The organism is Catenulispora sp. EB89, from assembly GCF_041261445.1.
In the GTDB taxonomy this organism is placed as follows: Bacteria; Actinomycetota; Actinomycetes; order Streptomycetales; family Catenulisporaceae; genus Catenulispora.
The window spans coordinates 105,213-127,213 of the sequence record NZ_JBGCCU010000031.1; the positions used below are offsets into that span (position 1 = coordinate 105,213).

Annotated in this window: 14 protein-coding genes; 7 read left to right on the forward strand and 7 right to left on the reverse strand. The window is 70.8% G+C overall.

Features of this window, described 5'->3' with window-relative positions; genetic code table 11:
* The first annotated feature begins 6 nt into the window (after positions 1-6).
* From ABH920_RS42740 to ABH920_RS42765, 6 genes are read left to right on the forward strand one after another with little or no spacing between them, the layout of a single operon-like run.
* On the forward strand, positions 7-1,242 hold the full coding sequence (locus tag ABH920_RS42740; RefSeq protein ID WP_370355041.1) for an extracellular solute-binding protein: 1,236 nt from the start codon (positions 7-9) through the stop codon (positions 1,240-1,242).
* A gap of 2 nt (positions 1,243-1,244) precedes the next feature.
* The gene (locus tag ABH920_RS42745; RefSeq protein WP_370355042.1) at positions 1,245-2,474 is read left to right on the forward strand and encodes an ABC transporter ATP-binding protein; all 1,230 of its coding nucleotides are present in this window, start codon (positions 1,245-1,247) and stop codon (positions 2,472-2,474) included.
* The gene (locus tag ABH920_RS42750) at positions 2,471-3,391 is read left to right on the forward strand and encodes an ABC transporter permease (RefSeq protein ID WP_370355043.1); all 921 of its coding nucleotides are present in this window, start codon (positions 2,471-2,473) and stop codon (positions 3,389-3,391) included. The genes ABH920_RS42745 and ABH920_RS42750 overlap by 4 nt, the downstream gene beginning before the upstream one ends.
* Before the next feature lie 17 nt (positions 3,392-3,408).
* Complete coding sequence (locus ABH920_RS42755; protein ID WP_370355064.1) at positions 3,409-4,269, forward strand: ABC transporter permease; 861 nt, start codon at positions 3,409-3,411, stop codon at positions 4,267-4,269.
* A gap of 18 nt (positions 4,270-4,287) precedes the next feature.
* A complete protein-coding gene (locus tag ABH920_RS42760) occupies positions 4,288-4,545 on the forward strand; it encodes a hypothetical protein (RefSeq protein ID WP_370355044.1) in 258 nt (85 codons plus the stop codon).
* A complete protein-coding gene (locus ABH920_RS42765; protein WP_370355045.1) occupies positions 4,542-5,411 on the forward strand; it encodes an NAD-dependent epimerase/dehydratase family protein in 870 nt (289 codons plus the stop codon). Before ABH920_RS42760 ends, ABH920_RS42765 begins: the two co-directional genes overlap by 4 nt.
* A 265-nt stretch (positions 5,412-5,676) precedes the next feature.
* Here ABH920_RS42765 and ABH920_RS42770 read toward each other — a convergent pair whose 3' ends face one another.
* The 7 genes from ABH920_RS42770 to ABH920_RS42800 form a co-directional block, all read right to left on the reverse strand.
* Positions 5,677-7,668, reverse strand: coding sequence for a hypothetical protein (locus tag ABH920_RS42770; RefSeq protein WP_370355046.1), 1,992 nt, complete (start codon positions 7,666-7,668; stop codon positions 5,677-5,679).
* Positions 7,669-7,778: 110 nt separating this feature from the next.
* Positions 7,779-9,839: a glycoside hydrolase family 76 protein gene (locus ABH920_RS42775; RefSeq protein WP_370355047.1), complete on the reverse strand. Its 2,061-nt coding sequence runs from the start codon at positions 9,837-9,839 to the stop codon at positions 7,779-7,781.
* 12 nt (positions 9,840-9,851) lie between these two features.
* Positions 9,852-11,372, reverse strand: coding sequence for a hypothetical protein (locus ABH920_RS42780; RefSeq protein WP_370355048.1), 1,521 nt, complete (start codon positions 11,370-11,372; stop codon positions 9,852-9,854).
* A gap of 45 nt (positions 11,373-11,417) precedes the next feature.
* Complete coding sequence (locus tag ABH920_RS42785) at positions 11,418-12,662, reverse strand: GDSL-type esterase/lipase family protein (protein WP_370355049.1); 1,245 nt, start codon at positions 12,660-12,662, stop codon at positions 11,418-11,420.
* Between the two features lie 35 nt (positions 12,663-12,697).
* The gene (locus tag ABH920_RS42790; protein WP_370355050.1) at positions 12,698-14,473 is read right to left on the reverse strand and encodes a glycoside hydrolase domain-containing protein; all 1,776 of its coding nucleotides are present in this window, start codon (positions 14,471-14,473) and stop codon (positions 12,698-12,700) included.
* A gap of 58 nt (positions 14,474-14,531) precedes the next feature.
* Entirely contained in the window at positions 14,532-18,662 is a 4,131-nt protein-coding gene (locus ABH920_RS42795; RefSeq protein ID WP_370355051.1) for a DUF2961 domain-containing protein, read from the reverse strand.
* A 262-nt stretch (positions 18,663-18,924) separates the two neighbouring features.
* Positions 18,925-19,509, reverse strand: a complete 585-nt coding sequence (locus ABH920_RS42800; protein WP_370355052.1) for a hypothetical protein — start codon at positions 19,507-19,509, stop codon at positions 18,925-18,927.
* 513 nt (positions 19,510-20,022) lie between these two features.
* Between ABH920_RS42800 and ABH920_RS42805 the strand changes: the two genes are divergently transcribed.
* Positions 20,023-21,885 carry a hypothetical protein gene (locus ABH920_RS42805; RefSeq protein ID WP_370355053.1) on the forward strand — a complete coding sequence of 621 codons (1,863 nt, stop codon included), beginning with the start codon at positions 20,023-20,025 and terminating at the stop codon, positions 21,883-21,885.
* The last annotated feature ends 116 nt before the right edge of the window (positions 21,886-22,001 follow it).

The window sequence follows — 22,001 nt, forward strand, 5'->3', positions numbered from 1 at the left end:
ACCCCTATGTCCGTGCGCACGAAATCGTCCATGTCCCGCCGCACCCTGCTCGGCTCGCTGGCGGCCGGTGCCGCCGCCGCGCCGCTGGTGTCCGCGTGCGGCGCGCCGGGATCGTCGAGCTCTGCCAAGGCCGCGCCGCCGAGCACGCTGGCGACCGTGCCGTCCAAGCCGGTGGCGTTGAACGTTCTGGACGTGGCCGGGAACCTGCAGCTGACGCAGCCGATCCTGGACGCGTTCAAGGCGCAGCACCCTGAGATCGTCTCCGGGATCACCACCAGCACCGGGACCGCGCCGGAGCTGGCGCCGAAGGTGCAGGCGCAGCAGCAGGGCGGGAACGTGCAGATCGACCTGGTGCTGACCGGTACCGACGGGCTCGCCGCCGGGATCGAGAAGCAGCTGTGGTACCAGCTCAAGCCGTACTACGACACGTTCTTCCCGGGGCTGATGGCCAACTACCAGCCCGCCGCCGTGTCCATGGCGGCGCTCGCGCAGGACCAGGGGATCGAGCTGGTGGTCACCCCGTCCGGGCCGCTGCTGGAGTACGATCCGGCGAAGGTTCCGACGCCGCCGACGACGCCGGACGCGTTGCTGGCCTGGGCGCAGGCGAACCCCGGCAAGTTCCAGTACGCGCAGCCCCGCAACTCCGGTCCGGGGCGGACGTTCCTGATGGGGCTGCCCTACCTGCTGGGGGATTCGGACCCGGGCGATCCGACCAACGGCTGGGCCAAGACCTGGGACTATCTGGCGCAGCTGGGCAAGTACGTGCAGAGCTACCCGACGAAGACCTCTGCGACGATGACCGGGATCGCGCAGGGGACCGTCTGGATGATCGCCTCGACCGCCGGCTGGTACATCAACCCGCGGGCCACCGGGACCGTTCCGGCCGGGGTCAAGGTGGCGAAGTTCGACAATCTGACGTGGGTCAGCGATGCGCAGTACGGCGTGATCCCGAAGGGGATTCCGGCCGATCATCTGACGGCGGTGCTGCGGCTGCTGGCGTTCGCGCTGACGCCGGTTCAGCAGGCTGCGACGTACGACCAGGGGTACTTCTATCCCGGGCCCGCGGTGAAGGGTGTGACGCTCTCGCAGGCGCCGGCGGCTTCGCAGCAGGTGGTGCAGAAGTACGGGGATCCGGACTTCGACGCGTGGACGTCCTCCGGGCCGATCCGGAACTCGCTGCCGGCTCAGGCGCAGGTCACGGCGTTCGACTTGTGGGATAAGAAGATCGGCGCGGCGAAGTGACGATGACTGGTGCGACTGGTGTGACGTCTTCCGGGCCTTCTGCCTCATCCCCGTCCTCGTCCACGCCTGCCGGCCGGCGGCCCGACTCCCAACTCGGCCGGCTGAGCCTGCGGGGCGTCAGCCGGGCCTACGGCGCGCACACCGCGCTGCACCCGCTGGACCTGGAGATCGCCGGCGGGGAGTTCATCGCGCTGCTCGGGCCGTCCGGCTGCGGCAAGACCACGGCGCTGAACTGTCTGGCCGGGCTGCTGCCGCTGACCTCCGGCGCGATCGAACTGGACGGCCGGCGCGTGGACACCCTTCCTCCGGAGAAACGCGGCTTCGGGATGGTGTTCCAGAACTACGCGCTGTTCCCGCACCTGACGGTCCGCGCGAACGTTGCCTTCGGCCTGAAGATGCGCGGCGTCGGCAAGGCGGAGATCGAACGCCGCGTCACGGAGGTGCTGCGGCTGGTCCGCCTCACCGAGCACGCCGCGAAACACCCGGCACAGCTGTCCGGCGGCCAGCAGCAGCGGGTCGCGATCGCGCGGGCGATCGTCACCGAGCCGGCGCTGGTGCTGATGGACGAGCCGCTGTCGAACCTGGACGCCGCCCTGCGGCTGGCGATGCGCGGCGAGATCCGGCGCATCCACCAGGACTTCGGGCTGACGACGGTCTACGTCACGCACGACCAGGAGGAGGCGCTGTCGCTGGCCGACCGCCTGGTGGTGCTGCACGACGGCCGCGTGAGCCAGATCGGGACGCCGGCCGAGCTGTACGAACACCCGGCGGACCCGCACGTCGCGGCGTTCATGGGGTATCGCAACCTGCTGCCGCTGACAGTGTCCTCGGCCGAGGCCGCGACGGCGCTCGCCGAGGGGGACGGGCTGCGGATAGTCGGTACTCCGGCCGGGGAACCGCCGCGCGCCGGGGAGCAGGTGCTGGTCGCGATCCGGCCCGAGGACCTGCACGTCGCCGCCGAGGGAGAGGCCGGTATCGGCGAGGCCACGGCGGAGATTGTGGAGTACCACGGCCGGGTGCTGCATGTGGAGGCGGCGACGAGCGAGGGCCGGCGGTTGCACCTGAAGGCCAACGAGCCGGTGCGCCCCGGCGACCGGCTGCGTGTCGCGGTGGCGGCCGAGCGGGCGCTCGTGTTTCGGGACGCGGCGGCAGAGGCGGTGTTCGCACCTGAGGTAGAGACAGGCGCTACAACCGTTGCGGTGCAAGGGGACTCGGGGGCCGAGGCCTCATGACCGCCACCACCGCACCCGCCACCGCACCTCCCGGCCCGGACCGCCGTCCAGCATTGCGCCACCGCCTGGCCGAGCGCGGCGTCGATCGCACGCTGCTGCTTGTGGTGCCGGGGGCGCTCGCCCTGATCGCGCTGTTCTGCTATCCGTTCTTCTACGGCCTTCAGCTCTCGTTCCAGCCCACTCAGGGCGGCGTGCTGGGCGCGTACCACAAGTTCTTCAGCGATCCGTTCTCGCGCAAGTCGATCTGGGCGACCTTCTCGCTGGCCGTCCCGGCCTCCGTCATCAACGTCGGCGCCTCCGTGCCGATCTCCTATCGGATGCGGCGTGACTTCCGGGGCAAGCGCATCATGCTCGCCGTGCTGGTCGTGCCGATCACGCTCGGGACGGTGCTGACCGCCGAGGGCATCCTGGAGTTCTTCGGGCCGGCCGGGTGGTTCAACCGCACGTTGCACCTGCTCGGGCTCGCGGCGTCGCCGATGCGGCTGACCATGAACTACACCGGGGTGCTGCTGTCGCTGATCATCAGCGGGTTCCCGTTCGCCTACCTGCTGACCCACTCCTACCTCTCCGGCATCCATCCGAGCCTGGAGAAGGCCGCCGCCACGCTCGGCGCCGGGTGGTGGCAGCGCTTCCGCTACGTCACGCTGCCCCTGCTGCTGCCCGGTCTGCTGACCACCTTCAGCCTGACGTTCGTCATGGCCTTCGCGGTGTTCCCCTCCGCGCTCATGGTCGGCGACCCCGACGGCCACACGCACGTCATCTCCATCGAGGCCTACGAGGCCGCGCTGGAACGCTTCGACTACGCGCAGGGCTGCGCCGACGCCATGATCATGACGCTCCTGATGCTGGCGGTGATCGGCGCGCTGGCCGCGGCCCGGTCCCGGATGTACCGGGGCGCGACGGGAGGCAAGGGATGAGCACTTCGAGCGCGACGATGCCCGACGCTCTGGACGCGTCCGCGCCGGACGCGGAGCGCCGCCGGCTGGCCCTGCGTCCGGGGACCTGGATCACCTGGGGCGTCCTGGCCTTCTTCCTCCTGAACCTGGCCGGCGTGATCACCACCGTCCTCCTGGACTCCTTCGGCACCCGCTGGTTCGACTCCTGGCTCCCCGGCGGCTGGACCGGCCACTGGTACTCCGACGCCTGGCGCGAGTTCAGCCTCGGCCGGGTCCTGGGCGTCACGCTGGAGGTGACGCTGCTGGTCGTCGCGATCTCGCTGGCGCTCGGCGTCCCCGCCGCCTACGCGCTGGCGCGCCGCGACTTCCCGGGCAAGCGCGCGCTCACGCTGCTGTTCGTGCTGCCGATCCTGGTGCCGCCGATCGCCTACGGCATCCCGCTGGCCACCATGCTCTACAAGGTCCACCTGGCCGGGACGCTGACCGGCGTGGTCCTGGCCAACCTGGTGCCCTCGATCCCGTTCGTGGTGTTCACGATGACCCCGTTCATCGAGCAGATCGACCCGCGGATCGAGGCGGCGGCGCGGGTGTGCGGGGCCGGGACGCCGACCGTGCTCGGCCGGATCCTGGGGCCGCTGCTGGTGCCCGGGATGCTGGCCGCCGGGATCCTGGTGCTGGTGCGGACGTTCGGCATGTTCGAGCTGACGTTCCTCACCTCCGGGCCGAGCAGCCAGACGCTGGTCGTGACCCTGTTCTCGGCCGTGAACTCCGCCGGCATCCGCTCCACCCAGTCCATCGACGCCATGGCCGTCGTCTACACCGGCTCCATGGCGGTCCTGCTGCTCATCGCGCTGCGCTTCGTGAACCCGACGCAGTTGGTCGCGAGGTCCGCGGACTAGAGATGAAAGAGGCCTGACATGAACGAGCACACCAGTCGCCGTGACGTGCTGCGCCTGGCCGCGGTCGACGGCCAGGCCTGGGCAGCGAACTGGTGGGCCTGGAAGAGGCAGGGCGATGCCGTGCGCGAGGTCTGTGCCGGGGATCTGACGATGACCACCACCGACCTGCGAGTCGGCCATCGGCTCAAGGCCCGACCGCTGCTGCTGACCGACGTGGTGCGCCACGTGCTGACCGACGTGCTGACCGGCGTGGTGATCGACGGAGTGCCGCAGTGAGCCCCCGGGGCCCGGGCCCGGTCCTGGTGACCGGCGCGGCCGGTCGGATCGGCGGCTACCTGCGGTCCGGCCTGCCGCCGCTGGGCTGGCGCCTGCGATGCCTGGACCTGGTCGGTCCGCCCCGGTCCGAGCTCGCGCCCAAGCGCAAGCACCAGCACGCGCACGCGCCCGACACCCTGTCCTGGGTGGTCGGCGACATCCTCGACCCGAAGGCGCTGGCGAGAGCCATGGCCGGCATCGAGGCCGTCGTGCACCTGGCGGGCATCCCGACCGAGGCTCCGTTCGAGGATCTGCTGCCCGCGAACCTGGACGGGACGTATCAGGTCTTCGAAGCGGCACGGCGAGCCGGCGTGCGACGCGTCATCTACGCCAGCAGCAACCACGCCGTCGGCTTCCACGGGAGCGGATCGCTGCTCACCGCCTCGGCGAGAGCGCGCCCTGATTCGCTGTACGGCGTCACGAAGGCCTTCGGCGAGGCACTGGGCTCGTTCTACTCGGATCGCTACGGCATGGACGTCGCGGCGGTGCGGATCGGGAGCTGCTTCGACCGGCCGCCGGGGGAGCGGGGCCTGGGCACGTGGCTGAGCCCGAACGATTCGGTGCGGCTCATGGACGCGCTGCTGCGCGCCCCGTCGTTCGGCTTCGCACTGCTGTACGGCATCTCCGCGAACACGCGTGCGTGGTGGGACCTGGAGCCGGCGCGTGCCCTCGGCTACCGGCCGCAGGACGACGCCGAGGTCTTCGCCGAACAGATCCTCGCCGAGCACGCGGCACTGGCCCCCGACGACCCGGACCGCCGGTACGTCGGCGGTCGCATGGCTGCGACCAGCGCTCATCACCCGGGAGTGGGAGAAGGAAGGACCTGACGGCGTGTCCCCACGAACCGCACGCCGAATCCGCGCCATCGGGATCTGGTCCCTGGGCCCGGCCGTCGTGCTGGCGACCGCGACCACCTACCTGCTCGGCACACCGGTTTCGGCGGCCCCGAGCCTCGCCGGTGGCGGTGGCGGTGGCGGTGGCGGTGGCGGTGGCGGCGGCGTCCAGGCCGGTGCCATCTGCGTCGGTGCTGGTAAGGCGGCTCCCGTCCTGGCCACCGGCGACAGGGAGCGTGCCGTCGTGCACGTTCCCGGGCTATCCGGGGCTGTGAGCCGACTGGTCTCCGCCGGTGTCGGCCGTCGGAGCGAACTCCCCGATCAGCTCCGCGTCCGACGCCTCCGGCCGCGCCGCGAGCCGGCCGGCCAGCTCCAGCCAGCGCTCGACGTGGCCGTCGAGGCGGCTGCGGACCAGGTTCTCCAGCGGCCGGTTCAGGGGGTGGTCCAGGGCTTCGTCGGTGCGTGGCCATCGAGTGTCGTCGGGCTCCGGCGCCTCGTCGGGGATCGGGGTGGCGCGCGCCGCCGCGAAGATCGGCTCGGCGTCGCCGGTGGCCATGGACTCGCGGACGTACGGCTCCATGTATTCGAGGGTGCCTGAGCGGTGCAGGTCGAGCGCCCACACCGCCTCCACGCCGACGATGTCGGCGAGCAGGGCGTAGGTGGCGGTCTCCTCCGGTTCGTCGACCTCTTCGATGATGTCGCGCAGCAGGCTGAGCCACCACGCGGGATCGTCCGCCATGCCGCGGAGCGCGGCGAGGATTTCGCGGGTGTTGTAGCCCGCGTTCTCGACCATCCACTCGCGCAGTTTCTGGCCGCGCGGTGCCGTGGTGAGCGCACGTGACCGGACTTCCGGGCCGACCTCGTCACGATCCATGATCGCGAACGGGATGTTCGTGAACTGCGCCTTGTCCAGCAGCCGGTGCAGCACCGAGTCGGGCGCCGTCTCGTTGGCGGCCAGCGCCTCGCGCTGCGGGACCGTGCCGCGGGTGACGATGTGCTCCACCAGCGCGCGGCACAGCGGGACTTGGGCCGCCAGAGCGTTGATGGTGCGTTTCATGTTCTTCGTGACCAGCGCGCGGGTTGCGATGTCGTGCGGTGCCGACGCGAGCAGCATGTTGCGCGCGTCGAGTTCGGTGATCCGGGAGCCGTGGTCGTCGGCGAATCGGCGGTCGCGGTCGGCGATCGGGCCGGCCAGCAGTTCCGGCAGCGTGCCGCCGTAGGCGTTCACCCACGTGACCGCGTGCGCCCAGCGCTTCACGTCGTCGCCGAGGTGTGCGTTGGCGGTCTGTGCTATCAGAGCCCGCATATCGTCCGCGGCACGTCTCTCCCCGGGCCGTACGTCCTCGTCGTCCTCGCAGACGGCCAGCGAGACGACGGCGGCGGCCGGGCGGGTGTGCTCCAGCACCTCGGCGGGAGACAGGGTTCCGGCACGCAGCGACGCCCGGGCCATGGCACGCATCTGAGCGTAGGTCGGGTCGCGCGGGCTCTGGGACTCCTCGACGAGCGCGCGGTACTGGTCCAGGGACAGCGGATTCACCAAATGGGCGTTCGGGGTGCGGCCGAACGCGGTCTCGCGCGAGTGGTTCGCCGTGACGGACCCGAAACGGCGGTGCCCGAGCACGGTGAAAGCGCGGCCCCGGCCGGCCCACAGCCGGCGATGCCGCTTCGCTTCGGCCCGCAGGCCGTACGCGTCCAAGGTGATGATGGCGCGCGCGGCTTCCCGCGCGGCGAGTTGGTCGGCGTACGGCAGCACCGCCAGCACCAGATCCGGATCGTCGGCCCCGGCCAAGTCGTCCAGCAGAACCCTGTCGGGCGCCGAGGCGGCGACGGAGTCGAGCAGGGACTGCTTCACCGACGGCGGGATGACCGCTCGACCGTCAGGCCCCTTACGGTCGCGGAGGATTGTCGTGCGAGCCTTACGCACCAGGTATCCGATGGGAGCCGGCTCGAAGAACGCCGCGTCGGCGGCCGGATCGAACCGCAGCAGAACGCGGTCCGCGACATCGTACGGCTCCTCGACCCGGCCGAGGAGCGCTTGCCGGGACAGCGCGATCAGCGCGGCCGGCGGGCCCTCGTCGAGGATGTACTCGCGGATCGCCAGGCTGATCCGGCCCTGTGCGGCCTCGACGGCCGCGGCGAGGTCGGCCGCGGGCAGCGCGGACACGACCGCTCGGGCGTCGGCGGGGCGCGCGGATTCCAGGAGTCTGAGCAGCCGGGCCAAGGCCGCCGCGTGGTCGACCACTCGCGTCACCGCCCCTCATCCTGAACCGAAGCATCCAGGGTAGGCGATGGCGATCACGGAAAAGGGCCGGGCCCGGTCTCCCGAGCCCGACCCGATATCTCAGGGCATTGCTTCGACCACTATGACACGGCTGTCCCCGGCGAAGCCCAGGAACTCCACGCCGACCACTCGCCGCCGGCGGTCTTCTCGAACCGGTTCATGATCGATCCGTCGCTCATCAGCGCGAACACCTCCACGCGGCCGTCCTGGTGCCGGGCGACGGTCGAACCCACGACGGTGACCTTTCCGGTCCCGGCCGGCCCGAACCCGCTCCAGGTGGACGTCCAGGGCCCGCTCGGACTGGTCTCGAAGCGGTTCTGCAGCCCGCCGCCGGACGGCACCGTGAACACCTCCATGCGGCCGTCGAGGTGGACGCCCGCCGAATCAGTGTCCGGCAACCCGGTGTTGTCGGCGGTGCCCTTCGACGCGTAGTCGTTCCACGGCGACCACTTCCCGCCCGGCGAGCTCTCGTAGATGTTCTTCATTGAGCCGTCGCTCATCACGGCGAACACTTCCAGCCGGCCGTCCGAGTGCTGTCCGGTGGTGACGGCGTCGACGGTCGGGTTGGTGCCCGACGTGTCCGGCCCGAAGCTGTTCCAGGTCGACCAGCTCTGGTCCGGGGCGGTCTCGTAGCAGTTCTTGATCCCGCCGCCGGTGACGGCGAACAGCTCCAGCCGGCCGTCCTGGTGCACGCCGACGGTCAGCGCCGAAGCCGTGCCGCCGGGCGCGAAGCCGTTCCAGGGGGACCAGGCGCCGTCGGGGCTCTGCTCGTACTTGTTCAGGATCGAGCCGTCGCTCATCACGGCGAACACTTCCAGCCGTCCGCTCAGATGCCGTCCGGTCGCCACCGCGACCACCTTCGGCTTCGTCCCGGACGTGTCCGGCCCGAACTCGCTCCACCCGGACCACCCCTGGTCCGGAGCGGTCTCGTACCGGTTCTCGATCCCGGCGCCGCCGGGCGTGACCGCGAACACCTCGACCCGGTAGTCGGCGTGCACGCCCGCGGCGATCCGGCCGCCGCTGCCCTGCTGGTACGGCGGCCCGACCGACGGCACGCCGCCGAGCGCGACGACCAGCGCGGCCTCGGCGCTGGCCTGGGTCCCGGAGGTGGCGTCCTGGAACGGCCCGGCCCAGCTCAGACCGAGCTGCCCGGCGCCGTTCGTGTCGTGCGCGACGATCGAGTTCGCCTGCGCCTGCAGGAAGCCGTCGTACGCCGTGGTCCCGGCCGCGGTCGCCAGTGTCCGCAGGCCCCTGACGTAGATGCCCTTGAACGACGGGCCGTCCGCCCCGCAGCTCGGCTCGCAGGGCTCGACGAGGACCCCGTTCGGCGCGAGGTGCGCCGTCGAGGCGTTGGCCAGCGTCTCGCCGGTGGTCAGCAGCCCGCTGTTGTCGTCGGCGCGGGACAGCTCGGCCAGCCCGGCCAGGATCACGCCCTGGTTGTAGGACCAGACGGTCCCGGCGTTGTTCTGGCAGGAGCCGTTCAGCCCGTCGTTGATCAGGTGCGAGCTGTTGATCATGCCGCTGCCGTTGAACCAGTTCCACTCGGAGTTCGCCCACCCCAGGTACGTGGTGTCGCCGGGCAGCCGGTTGTGCAGCGTGGCGGTCAGGTCCAGGAACAGCTCGTTCGGGATGGCGTTCTTGTAGGTCTTCGCGGTGCTCCACCAGATCCCGCCGCCGCAGGTGGAGTCCCAGTAGTTGTGGATGTACCCGGCGTCGGTCTCGGCCATCTGCAGGTACTGGATGTTGCCGGTGACGTCGTACGCCTGGAGCCACGCCAGGCCCCACCAACCGGTGTCGTCCAGGTAGGAGTTCTCGAAGTTCGAGCCCTTGTTCGCATTGAAGGCCCCGGAGATGGCGTAGCTGTAGGACGTGTCGTTGGTGGTCTGCTGGTACGTCAGCACGGTGCTCAGCGCCACGGCCGACGTCCACCAGCCGTCGGTGCCGATCAGGCCGGTGCCGGAGTTGTAGCCCGCCATCAGCACTTTGACACCGGAGGCCGCCGCCGGGCTGGAGGCCTGCGGAACGGCGGCGCGCGTGACGCCCGCGGCCTGAGAGGTGCCCGCGCTAAGACCGGCGGCCAGCGCGACGCCGACGGCGACGGATACCACGGCCGCCGTCAGACTTCTGATTCTGAATCTCATAATGGTCGAGTCCTACGGCTGGACGGTCTTCGCCGACGCATAGCTGTTCCAGGGCGACCAGCTGCCGCCCGGGCTGCTCTCGTACTTGTTCTGGATCGAGCCGTCGCTCATCACCGCGAACACCTCCAGCCGGCCGTCCTGGTGCCGGGTCACCGTCGTGGCCGTGGCCACGCCGCTCGGGCCGAAGTCGTTCCAGCCGGTCCAGGCCTGGTCCGGGGCGGTCTCGTACTTGTTCTGGATCCCACCTCCGGGGGTCACCGCGAACACCTCCATGCGGCCGTCCAGGTGGACGCCGGCCGAATCAGTGCCCGGAGACCCGGTGCCCTTCGCGGTCTTCGCCGGGGCGTAGCCGTTCCAGGCCGACCACGAGCCGTCGGGAGCACCCTCGTACTTGTTCTGCATCGAGCCGTCGCTCATCACGGCGAACACTTCCAGCCGTCCGTCGTGGTGCTGGCCGGTGGTCACCGAGTCCACGGTCGGGCCGGTGCCCGAGATGGTCGGCCCGAAGCCGCTCCAGCCGGCCCAGGCCTTGTCCGGGGCGGTCTCGTAGTTGTTCTGGATGCCCCCGCTGGGCGTCACCGCGAACACTTCCAGCCGGCCGTCCTGGTGCACGCCGACGGTGATCGACTTGGCCGTCTTGGCGTTGGCGAAGCTGTTCCAGCCGGACCAGCTGCCGTCGGCGGTCTGCTCGTACTTGTTCAAGATGGAGCCGTCGCTCATCACGGCGAACACCTCCAGCCGGCCGTCCAGGTGCCGTGCGGTCGCCACCGAGACCACGGACAGGCTGGTCCCCGACGGGCCGAAGCCGCTCCAGTTCGACCAGCTGCCGTCCGCCGTGGTCTCGTACCGGTTCTCGATCCCGCCGGCGGGCGTCACCGCGAACACCTCGACCCGGCCGTCCTGGTGCACGCCCGAGGCGATCCGGCCGCCGGTGCCCTGCGAATACGGGGTGAGCCCGGTGTAGTGCTGCGGGTAGTACGTGCCGGAACCGGAGAAGTACGGGTATGGGATCACGTGGTACGACGTGCCGTAGCTGCCGGACGGCCCGTGCTGCTCGAAGCCCCAGTACGAGGTGTGCGTGCTGTCGGTCCAGTGGTCGAACATCACCACGTGCCCGGCGTCCCCGGCGCTGGGATTGTCCAGGATGTCGCCCTGCTGCAGGCTGTCCTTCGCGACGTCCTGGAAGCCGTTGGCCTCGTACATGTCGCCGGTGACGAAGGCGCTCAGGCCGGTCGGCGTCAGGTGCAGCGCCATCGACACGAAGCCGGAGCAGTCGGTGCGGTACGGCACGCCGTCGGGGCTGTTGAAGGTCGCGCCCTGGTCGTAGATGACACCGTTGCCGTTGTTGGCGTTCACCCATGACATGGCGCGTGTCGCGGCCATGCAGCCGGAGATCTCGCCGTCCGGGGTGGACTGGTCGGCGCAGGTGATCGCGGTGTCGGCGTGCGCCGGGGCGGCCGCCACGACTCCGCCGGCCAGGGTGGCCAGGACGGCTGCGGCGCTGAGTGCGAAACCGCGTTGGGAAGTGCGCATTCTTGTTCTCCTACTGGAAAAGCTCGTGAATTCAGGGGAGGCGGCTCAGAGTTTCCCGACTGGCACCAGGTCGGCCATGACGGCGTTGCCCTGGATGTTCGGGTGGATGTGGTCGCCGGAGTCGTAGGTGGAGTTGAGGATCCCGACGCCGTTGTTGGAGTAGCCGCCGAGGGCCGCGTCGAAATCGCTGTAGCCGTCGGCGATGCCGCCGGCGCCGCCGCGGACCCAGGAGTTATAGGCCAGCCGCTGCGTCTCGAACGCACTGTTGCAGGACTCTGTCCCGGTTCCGCCGACGCCGCCGCACGGAGTGAGCGTGGTCAGCAGGAACTTGAGCCCGGCGTTGTGCGCGGAGGCCGCCAGCTTGATCTGGGCGGCTTCCAGCTGGGCTGCCGTGACCCCGGCTCGCAGATCATTGATACCGCCTTCTTCGATGACGGTCCTGGCACCCGGGATGTCCAGCACGTCGCGCGTCCAGCGCGTCGTCACCGACGGGTTGCCCGGCTGGTCGGCGATGACCTGGTCCCCGGTCTCGCCGACGTTCACCATGCCGAGCCCGACCTGCCCGGTCCGGGCGGCGAGGTAGTCGGTCCAGGCGGTGTCGCTGTTGCCCGGGGTGCCCATCGCCGCGGTGATGCTGTCGCCGATCGCCACGACGGTCGACTTCGCGGCGGAGTCCACGTCGACGCCGGCCAGGAACGTCGTGAAGCCGAAGGTGTTGGTCGTCGGGAAGAACTGGTCGCCGCTGGCGTCGACGCCGTTGGCGTTGTACTCGGTCTGGAGCGCGTAGGTGTTGGACGGTGCCGTGCTGATCGGCGCGCTGGACGGCACGTAGATCGAGACGAGCAGCCGCGTCCCGGGCGTCACCGGCATCGCGACCGGGTCGGAGGCGACCTTGCCGCCGGCCGGCACGGTCACGCTGCGCGAGCCGCCGTTGAAGGTGACGGTGACCGGCGTCGCCGTGGTGGTGCCGCCGTTCTGTTGGACGCCGACGGTGACGTGGCCGAACGTCGCGGCGCCGGCCATTCCGGCGTCCGAGAGGTCCACGCGGATCTGGTCGCCGCCGAGGGAGGTGCGGGCGACCATCCGCAGGGTCTGGTTCTGCCAGGCCGGGTTGTTGGCCACGGTGCTGGGCTGCGAGGTGGCCCAGGTTCCGGTGAAGGTGGTGGCCGCGGCCGCCGATGCCGTCGGCGAGGTGCTGCTCGCCGCCGACGCGGCGGGCAGAAAGGACGCGCCGGCCAGGGCGCACACCGCGAGTGCGGTGGCACGGTGGCGTGCGGGGATGGCTTTCATGCGGTTCTCCGGGATTCGGGGTGTCAGGCGGGGTGTCAGGCCTTGACGGTTCCGGCGTTCGCGAAGCCGTTCCAGCTGGACCAGCTGCCGTTCGGGCTCTGCTCGTACCTGTTCTTGATGGAGCCGTCGCTGATCACCGCGAAGACCTCCAGCCGGCCGGACTTGTGCTGGCTGACGGCCGAGGCGACGACGGTCTGGGGCGCGATGTCGGTCGGTCCGAAGCCGTTCCAACCCGACCACGTACCGTCCGGGGAGCCCTCGAACTTGTTCGCCAGACCGCCGTTCGACGTGACCGCGAAGACTTCCATGCGGCCGTCCAGGTGGACGCCGGAGGAGTCAGTACCCGGATATCCGCTGCCGATCACCGACGTGGCCTTGTCGGCGTAGCCGTTCCAGGGCGACCAGGTGCCGTCGGGGCTCTGCTCGTACTTGTTCTGCATCGAGCCGTCGCTCATCACGACGAAGACCTCCAGCCGGCCGTGGGCGTGGCGCGCGGCGGTCACGGATTCCACTTTCAGGGTGGTGCCGGTCGGACCGAAGCCGCTCCAGGTGCTGGCCCAGGGGCCGTCGGGAACGGTCTCGTACATGTTCAGCAGGCTGCCGCCCGGCGTGACGGCGAAGATCTCCAGCCGGCCGTCCTGGTGGGCGCCGACGCTCGCCGAGGCGGCGGTTCCGCCGTTCGCGAAGCCGTTCCAGCCGGACCAGTTGCCGCCGGGGGACTGCTCGTACTTGTTCAGGATGGAGCCGTCGCTCATCACGGCGAACACCTCGACGCGGCCGCCGAGATGGCGTCCGGCCGCCACCGAGACGACCTTCGGCTTCGTCCCGGAGGTGTCCGGCCCGAAGGCGTTCCAGCCGGACCACGCCTGATCCGGGGCGGTCTCGTAGCGGTTCTGGATCCCGGCGCCGCCGGGCGTCACCGCGAACACCTCGATCCGGCCGTCCTTGTGCACGCCGGTCGCCAGCAGGCCGCCGCTGCCCTGGTCGTAGCGCACGGGCCACTGGCCGAAGTCGGCGGTGAAAGCCTCGTTCTTGTCGCAGTCCGCGCCGTCGAAGGTGAACTCGCCGGTCTGCCACAGCTGGATGCCGGGGTAGGGGCTGGCGTTGCGGCCGCCGGAGTAGGAGGTCGACTCCGACTGCCAGGCCCACTGGATCCGGCCGGAGCCCAGCAGCCAGCCCAGGGCGTCGTAGCTGGAGTAGGCGCCGGCGCGGGCGGCGCCGATGACCGAGGCGACGCCGTCGAAGTAGGCGTTGACCGCGGTCATGTCGCCGGACTGCACGTCCCAGTCGAGGCTGAAGTAGATCGGCCGGTCCGGCGGCATCCCGCACGCGGCGGCCTGCTGCTGCGCCGAGGTGGCGTCGGAGACGCCCTGGTTGTAGCCGTTCAGCGCGGCGGTCGTCGCCGCCTCCCAGTTGCAGACCACTGGGATGCCGGCCGCGTTCAGCGCCTGGGCCTCGGCGAGGGTCAGGTTCTTGGTGGGGTCGTTGCTGAGGTAGCGGATGGCGAAGGTGTAGCCGGCGCTGAGCATCGCGCTGGTGCTCGGGTGCGGGGCCCAGGCGTAGTCCAGGCCGTAGGCCACGACCGGGGGAACGGCCGCCGCGCTGGCTGTGCCGGCACCGGTGGCCGCGGTGGTCGTGCCGGCCGTGCCGACCGTGCCGGCCGCGGTCGCTCCAGCGGCTCCGGTGGCCCCGGTCGCCGCCGAGGCGCTGTCGGCCAGGCGGACGCCGGACACGGCGAGGGTCGCGAGGGTGCCGGTCCTGGCCAGCAGCCTGCGTCGGGTCAGTCCGGTGTGGTCGGGGTTCTGATCCATGGGGTGGTTCCTTCCAGCGTCGATTACCAGAGGTCTGTGTTGATCATGGGAGTGCCTCTCAGCCGGTGGCCGCGGGCGCGAAGCCGTTCCAGGTCGTGGACCAGGCGCCGTTCGCGCTTTGTTCGTAGCGGTTCTGGATCGAGCCGTCGGACATGACGGCGAGGACTTCGAGACGTCCGTCGTGGTGGGTCGCGGCGCCGACTTCGGTGACCGTCCCGCTGCTCGGGCCGAAGGCGGCGAAGCCGTTCCAGGTGCCGTTCGGCCCGCTTTCGGCGTCGTCCTGCAGGGCGCCGGAGGCGTTCACCGCGAGGACGACCAGGCTGCCGTCGGCGTTCTGCGCGACAGTGAGGGCCGTGCCGGCCGTCCCGGCGGACGCGTAGTCGTTCCAGTCCGACCAGGTGCCGTTCGTGACCTTCTCGAAGATGTTCTTGATCGAGCCGTCGGACATGACCGCGAACACCTCCAGCCGGCCGTCGGCGTGGTTGCCGGCGCGGACTTCGGCGACCGTCCCGGCCGGTCCGAAGCCGTTCCAGCCGGACCAGGCCTGGTCCGCCGCGGTCTCGTACTTGTTCTGTACGCCGCCGGTGCTGCTGACCGCGAACACTTCGAGGCGGCCGTTCTGGTGCATGGCGACCGTCGCGTTCACCGCGGTCTTGGGCGGAGCGAAGCTGCTCCAGGCGGACCAGGTGCTGTCCGGGGAGGTCTCGAACTTGTTCATGATGGAGCCGTCCGACATGACCGCGAAGACTTCGAGCCGGCCGTCGTCGTGCCGGGCCACCTGGATCGACGTCACGGTGATCGGATCGGTGGCGCTGACCGGTGGCCCGAAGCCGTTCCAGCCGCTCCACAGGCCGTTCGGAGTGGCCTCGAAGTTGTTCAGGATGCCGCCGGAGGTGGTGACGGCGAAGTCCTCCATCCGGCCGGACAGGTGCGTCGCCGACACGACCTGGGTCGTGGTCTTGGGCAGCGCGTAGCCGCACCAGGGGCTCCACGGCGCTTCGGGCTTCGTCTCGACGGTGCTGTTCACCGCGCCAGCGGCGTTGACCGCGAAGACCTCGACGCGGCCGTCCTGGTGCTTGGCGATCGCCGGGGATCCGTTGCCGCCGGGGAAAACGGCGATCTGGCCGGTTACGGTGGTCGCGGTTGCGGCCGAGGACGCGGCGGTCTTGGCCGGAGGTTTCGCAGGAGCCTGTGTCGGTGTCAGGGGCCTGGCGGGTCTGGCACCTGCTGGTTTCGCGGACGTCGTGCCGGATGCCCCGTCGGGAAGGATCGATACGGCCCGGTATCCGGCGGCCGACCACGGCGATCCGGCGTGCGGCGTGATCGAGACCGTGATGGCGGTCTTGCCCGCGGTCGCCGAGGCCGGGAGCGTGAATCCGTCGTCGAGCCACTGGTGGTACTGGTTGCCCAGCGGTTCGAGCCAGGTGCCCACGGCCGTGCCGTCGACGCTGACGTCCGCGGTCTGCCCGGAGGCGTCCTGGTCGCTGGTCCGCTGCAGGACGACGCCCTGGTTGGCGCCGTTCACCGCGAGGGTGAAGGCCGTCGCCGCGGCGCTGTTGTCAACACACTGCGAGACCGGGGCCGGTGTGCCGTCGTTGCCTTCGTAGTCGGAGGTGACGGCGTCGGCCGAGGCGCCGGTGCTGCCGCCGGTGACGTAGCCGTGCGCGCTCTCGCTGGCGGCGTTGCCCAGCGCGATGCTGTCGGTCTGCGCCTCGGCGGCCGTCGTGGTGCCGTACCACAGGGCCGTGGTCGTGTAGTCGGACTGGACGTCGTCGTGGCCGCCGTGCTCGATGCCGTAGTCGATCTTCGAACCGAACGGGATGGCCTCGTTGAGCAGCAGCCGGTAGGCGGCGGTGCAGTCCACCCCGCTCGGGCAGTCGCCGGCGCCGTTGGCCTCGTCGCCGCTCTCGCCGGTGACGGGGTCGGTGAAGGGGCCGTACTTGAAGTACCAGCCGCCCTGGAAGTAGTCCTCGGTGCCGGTGCCGTTGATCTCAGGGGACTGTGACCCGTCGGTGTAGGCGCGCTCGTTGCCCTCCAGCGTCACGCGGCTGGTCGGGCCGTTCATGGCCGCGACGACGCCGACGACCTTGCCGTGGCCGGTGGTGTTCAGGAACGTCCAGTCCCGGCCCGGCGTGGTCGCGCCGCTGTTCGCGGTGGCGTGGAAGTACCCTACGGTGCCGTCGGCCAGGTCGGTGGCCCAGTGCGGGTCGGCCGCGGTCGTCAGCGAGTAGTCGCCGTACGTCAGCGGCTGCGACGAGGCGTTGTCGATGCTGATCGAGTAGCTGCTGCCGTAGGGCATCGGCCACCACGAGGTCAGCGCGCCGCCGGGGCGCGGGTCGATCGCGCTCATCAGGGTCCTGGTCGCGGTGTCCGTGTTCGAGCCGAAGAACTCGCCGAGCGGGGCGTCGACGGTCTGGACGCCGTCGAAGCTGATCCGGATGCGGGCCGAGGCGAGCGCCTGGTCCTGGTTCGGGTAGCTGTTCGTCCGGCTGCCGCTGAAGGTGGGGGTGCCGCTGACGCTGTAGGCGTGGGCCTTCGCCGCGGCGGTGTTCCCGACGCTGAACTCGTCGGTGCGCTCCATGCCGGTGGGCATGTGGCTGTCGACCCAGTAGGAGAACTCGTTGAAGTCCTTGGCGGAGGACACGAAGGTGTTGGTCACGGTGATGCTGCTCTTGCCGGCCGTCACCGAGGCCGGGATCTCCAGGGACTCGTCGAGCCAGGAGCCGTTCGGCTCCTGCGGGTTGGCGGTCCAGTCGCCGACCGGGGTCTTGTCCACGGTCACCGCCGCGACCTGGGAGGCGATGTTCGGGTCGAGCCGGCGGGTGAGCCGGACGCCGTTGTTGGCCGGGTCGATCGCCACGGTGAACGTCGAGGACTGGCCGGTGCCGAAGGCGTCGCCGGTGTCCGTGACCGAGCCCGGGAGCGGATAGCTGTACATCTGCGTGCCGGACCAGGTCTGGTTCGTGATCTGGTACGCGTGCGCCGCCTCGGTGGCCTGGTGCTCGGGGCCGACGTCGACGGTGTCAGCGCTCTGCCACACGCCGCCGACCTGCTGCTGGACCGAGTATTCGAACTCGTTGAAGTCCTGGTCGGAGCTGACGAAGGTGTTCTGGACCGTCGCGCTGGACTTGCCGGCGGTCGCGGCGGCCGGGACGCCCAGGGTCTGGTCGGCCCACTGGCCGGGGCTCGCGGTGGCGGCGCCGTTGGACCACTGGCCGGCGGCGGTGCCGTTCACCGTCAGGTTCGCCTTCTGATTCCCCACGTGCGGGTCGAAGCGGCGAGTGATGCGGATGCCGGTGTTCGCAGGGTTCAGCGACACCGTGAACTTGCTGGAGCCGCCGGAGCCGAAGGCCCGTCCGTCGTCGGTGATCGGGGTGGTGGTGGGGTGCGAGAGGTGCGGGATCTGCAGGCTCAGGGCCGTGATCTGGCCGCTGCCGGTTCCGCTGGCGATGGTTGTGGACTGGCTCGGCATCACCTGGAAGGAGCCGCCGGTCGTGGTCGCGCCGGTGATCGGGGCTTTCGGGTCGGAGGCGCCGGCCTGCTGCAAGGTGGTGATCACGTCCGAGGCCGACGCGTTCGGGTTGAACGTGCTGACGCCGGACGCGTCGGGGAAGGTGCGGTAGCCGACGTGGTAGAAACCGGGGTCGCCGTCGGTGCTGATCTGCATCGACGTCGTGAACGGCATGGGTACTTCGATAGAGAAGCCGCCGGAGCTCTGGGTGTCGTTGCTGACGAGCGGGAAGGTGAAGGCGGCGGGCACGTTGGTGCCGTTGAAGATGTCCGCGGCCGACTGGTCCAGCACGGTCTGGCCGTCCAGCACGATGCGGAGCTTGCCGGCCGCCGCGACGCCGCCGGTCATCCAGATCGCGTCGACCTCGCCGGGGCCGTCGTGCGCGGCGAGGAGTTTGCTGCCGTCGGGGAGCGTGCCGAGGACGTTGTTGTGGTCGTTGTTGCCCTGCTGGCGGTCGAAGCTGGAGAACTGGCGGGTGCTGACGGCGTCGGTCAGGTCAGGGAGCTGATCCAGTTGGCGGTAGGTGTTCCAGCCGACTGTGCCTTTGGTGGCGGTGGCGGTGGCGGTGCTCGACGCTGCGGACGCGGTTTTGGCCGTGGCCGTGGCCGAGGCCGCGCGCTGGGGTGCGAGGGCGGTGGTCGTCATCAACACGGCCGCCACCAGCGCGGAAGCGCTCATGGCGCGAGTCAGAAGTCTGGGCTGCATGGTCGATCGCTCTCTGGGCCTTGATCGGGTTCGACTTCGTTGCCAGGGTGCGCTCGGCGTTGCGGTGATCGGCAGAGGCTGAATGGTTCAGCAAGTGACACGGGGAGAACTGGAAGCCAGGCATCGGCTGCCGAACTGGTCCAAGTCGGGCGGGGCGAGGCAGCTGCGCACACGCAGCAGGGCCCCGCGACGTGGGTCGCGGGGCCCTGCTCCGGACTCGGCCGAAGGTGCCTGGTTAAACCGGCTTCTGGATCGGCATCCAGCTGTCGTTGTCACCGCCGGCACCGGCCGTGAACAGGCTCCCGTCCGTGTCGACGTAGAGCAGGCGGCCGGTCGCCACGTCGTCGAACGTCGTCCAGCCGCTGGTGAATCCGGGCGACGACCAGTCCTGGTAGGCGTTGCCCGGGGCCTGGCACGGGTTGGTGGTGTAGACCTGGCCGGCGGCGTTGCTGTCGAGGCAGCGGCCGGTCGCCTGGTTCTGGAGCGAGTAGAAGTAGTAGTAGCCGGAGTAGGGCGAGTAGGCCTGCCACTCGGTCCAGTTCCAGTCCTGGTACTTGTTGCCCGGGACCTGGCACGGAAGCGTGTAGGCGCCGCCCGAGGCGTTGCTGTCGAGGCAGTGGTTCGGCCCGGCGTAGCCGCCGGCCCACAGCCCGAACCACCCGGAGTGGATGGCGACGGGCGCGGACGCGGGCGTCGCCGCCGGCCGGGCCACGGCGGCGGCGCTACCGGGCGCCACGACGCCGAACCCGACGGCGGCCACGGCCGCGACGAGGGTCAACAGCCGGGCGCGCAGCCCAGGACTTTGATTTGGTGTGATCATGCAGATACCCCTTGCGTAGGAGGCTGAAATCCGCGAAGGTCTGTCCCGCCGCTGCGGGCGGCACCGCGGGTGCCGCGGTTTCCACCGCAGCGGACCAACAGTGTGGGCGAGTCGCAGAGTTCTGGCAATAGCCGGGGTATAGTCCGGACATTCTTGACTCGGTGGGGAAGTTCGGGCGGCTGGGGCACGCGACGCGGCTGCGGGGGCGGTGCTCGCGCGGTGGTGCGGGCAGAGCGTCCGGCCTGCGGGAAAACCGCGCGGCGAGGCTGGTCGGGGCCTGGTCGGGGCCTGGTGGCGCGGCGCGGCGATGAGTGCTGCCCGCAAATCGCCGACTGCCAGGTGCCGGCTGAGGCCCAGGCGAATCCGCTAAATCCGCGCGCCCGCAAGCGTGATCAAAGTGTGTGACTAGTCTGAAGTGCCGCCCCGCCGGTAGTGACCCGGTCGCGCCGTGCTCGTTCTCCACGTCGGAACAATCCTCCTTTGTCGTGGTGAACCGAGTAGAAAGCCGTCCATATGCGGACCGATGTCATCTCCGGCCACGTGGACCCCTCCGGGGCGCGGGGTGGGCCCGAATCGGACGCTGCGTTGGAGTCGGCGATGGTGTTGCACTATCCGCGGCTCGTGCGGATGGCGTACCTGGCGTTGCCGGGGGATGGGGAGCGGCATCATCGGGCGCTGACCGCGCATGGCATTGTGCAGAACACGCTTCCGCGCGCCGGGATGGTGCCCGGGCTGCGGGCCTTCGGTGCCGCGCGGCTGTCGATCCCGTATCCGCGCAGGCGCGCGCCACGCATCGACGGGACCGCGGTCGGGGCGAGTGATGCTGCGTACTCGGCGCTGCGGCTGGCCGTCCTGCGCGAAGTGTTGTGGGCGCCGCGACGCCGTTGGCCCGGGTTCCTCGCGCTGGTGCTGCGGCCGCGGGTCTGGGGGTTGCGGCTGTTCCCGGTCGGCGGCGGGGCCGAGGAGTTGCGGTTGGCGTCGGCGCTGCGTGACGCCGACCCCGTCGCCCGTGCCGCCTACGTCCTCATCACGCTCGAAGGGCTCGACTCACGGCAGGCCGAGGCGGTGCTGAACGCGGCCGGCGCCGACAACTGCCGGGTCGGTGTCGCGGCCGGGCAGCGCATGGCCCTGATCTACCCGGCCGAGGTGGCGCTCTCCGGGGAGTTCGATCCCTGCACGCTGCGTACCGGACCGGTCGATCTGCCGCAGCGTCGGCGCCGGATCCGGCTGGCGGCACTGCTGACCTGCGGCGTCGTGGTGGTCGGGGTCGGGCTGGCGGCGAGCGTCGTCGGCAGTGGCGGATCCGGGAGCGGCGGGAGTGACGGAGGCGGCGGAGACCAGAACAAAGCCGCGCCCGTGACCGGCACCGTCCCCACCCCCGAAGGCCCCGTCACCCTCACCGCCGCCCCCGCCGACCTGTGGCTCCACACCGCCCGCCTCGACTTCGGCGCCTGGCCGGACCGCAGCGGTGCCGGGGCCGACGCCGCCGCTGTCGGCCAGGCGCTCGCCGCCTGGACCGGTGCCGATCCCGGCGTGGCGAAGCCCGGGCCCGGCACCACCGCCGAGGCCCCGGTCGCCCCGGTGCGCGCGCTGTGGAACGGCCGCCTCGACGGCGCGACCGTCGTCCTGCTCGCCGACGCCACCCGGCTGGCCCGCTACACCCGCCCCGACCAACCGACGGCCGACGACCCGGTCCGCCTGGAGCTCACCCGCGCCGACGACTCCGACGTCACCTCCGCCGGGGCCGTCCTGCTGCGCTCGACCGCTGCCGGCGACCGCTGGCTCATCGCCCCGTGGGTCGTCGAGGTCACCACCCGCGACTTCCGGCAGCCCGACGTCCTGGCCCGGTCGGTCGACGTCGCGAACGGCGTCACCGCGGACGTCGCGCGGCCCCCGGCCACCGGCTGCGCCTCCTGGCCGGCGCTCCAGCTGCGCTCCTCGCCGCTGGTCGCCGAACACCACGCGTTCCTGCTCACCGATCTCGGCGGCATCACCGCCGCGCATCTCACCTTCACGCCGCCGCCGTCGCACGCCGCGCAGTCCCCGCGCGAGGCCACCGGCTCCGACGCCTTGGTCGCACTGTCCCGCCTGGCCTGCGGCCTGCCCGCGCTGCGGAATCAGGACACGAAGCAGATCAACACCTGGGAGTTCGCCCTCCAGCCGCTCCCGCAGTCGCAGGGCACTGCCACGTGGGTCTGCACGCGTGCCGACCGCTGGGACGGCACCGGCTCGACCGCGACCGCGTTCCTGCCGCCGGGGACCGGGCCGTCCGAGCCCACCGGGTCGGAAAGCGAGGGCGCTCCTGCAGTCGCTTCTCCCAGCACATCGTCGCGGACGTCCGCTGGCGCTCGCCGCAGGGCCGGCAGTACCTGCTGATCGCCGGATCGCGCCACGTCACGTCGCTGCAAGTCGGCACGTCGACCATCGCAGCACCCGACCACACGGCCGCGCTCCCCGCCGACGCAGCGACGCCGGCGATCACCGGCGACCTC

Excerpts from the sequence above, each read along its gene's own strand:
- ABH920_RS42740 (WP_370355041.1), top strand. The coding sequence starts at position 7 with ATGTCCGTGCGCACGAAATCGTCCATGTCCCGCCGCACCCTGCTCGGC.
- ABH920_RS42745 (WP_370355042.1), top strand. The coding sequence starts at position 1,245 with ATGACTGGTGCGACTGGTGTGACGTCTTCCGGGCCTTCTGCCTCATCC.
- ABH920_RS42750 (WP_370355043.1), top strand. The coding sequence starts at position 2,471 with ATGACCGCCACCACCGCACCCGCCACCGCACCTCCCGGCCCGGACCGC.
- ABH920_RS42755 (WP_370355064.1), top strand. The coding sequence starts at position 3,409 with ATGCCCGACGCTCTGGACGCGTCCGCGCCGGACGCGGAGCGCCGCCGG.
- ABH920_RS42760 (WP_370355044.1), top strand. The coding sequence starts at position 4,288 with ATGAACGAGCACACCAGTCGCCGTGACGTGCTGCGCCTGGCCGCGGTC.
- ABH920_RS42775 (WP_370355047.1), bottom strand. The coding sequence starts at position 9,839 with ATGAGATTCAGAATCAGAAGTCTGACGGCGGCCGTGGTATCCGTCGCC.
- ABH920_RS42780 (WP_370355048.1), bottom strand. The coding sequence starts at position 11,372 with ATGCGCACTTCCCAACGCGGTTTCGCACTCAGCGCCGCAGCCGTCCTG.
- ABH920_RS42785 (WP_370355049.1), bottom strand. The coding sequence starts at position 12,662 with ATGAAAGCCATCCCCGCACGCCACCGTGCCACCGCACTCGCGGTGTGC.
- ABH920_RS42790 (WP_370355050.1), bottom strand. The coding sequence starts at position 14,473 with ATGGATCAGAACCCCGACCACACCGGACTGACCCGACGCAGGCTGCTG.
- ABH920_RS42795 (WP_370355051.1), bottom strand. The coding sequence starts at position 18,662 with ATGAGCGCTTCCGCGCTGGTGGCGGCCGTGTTGATGACGACCACCGCC.
- ABH920_RS42800 (WP_370355052.1), bottom strand. The coding sequence starts at position 19,509 with ATGATCACACCAAATCAAAGTCCTGGGCTGCGCGCCCGGCTGTTGACC.
- ABH920_RS42805 (WP_370355053.1), top strand. The coding sequence starts at position 20,023 with ATGCGGACCGATGTCATCTCCGGCCACGTGGACCCCTCCGGGGCGCGG.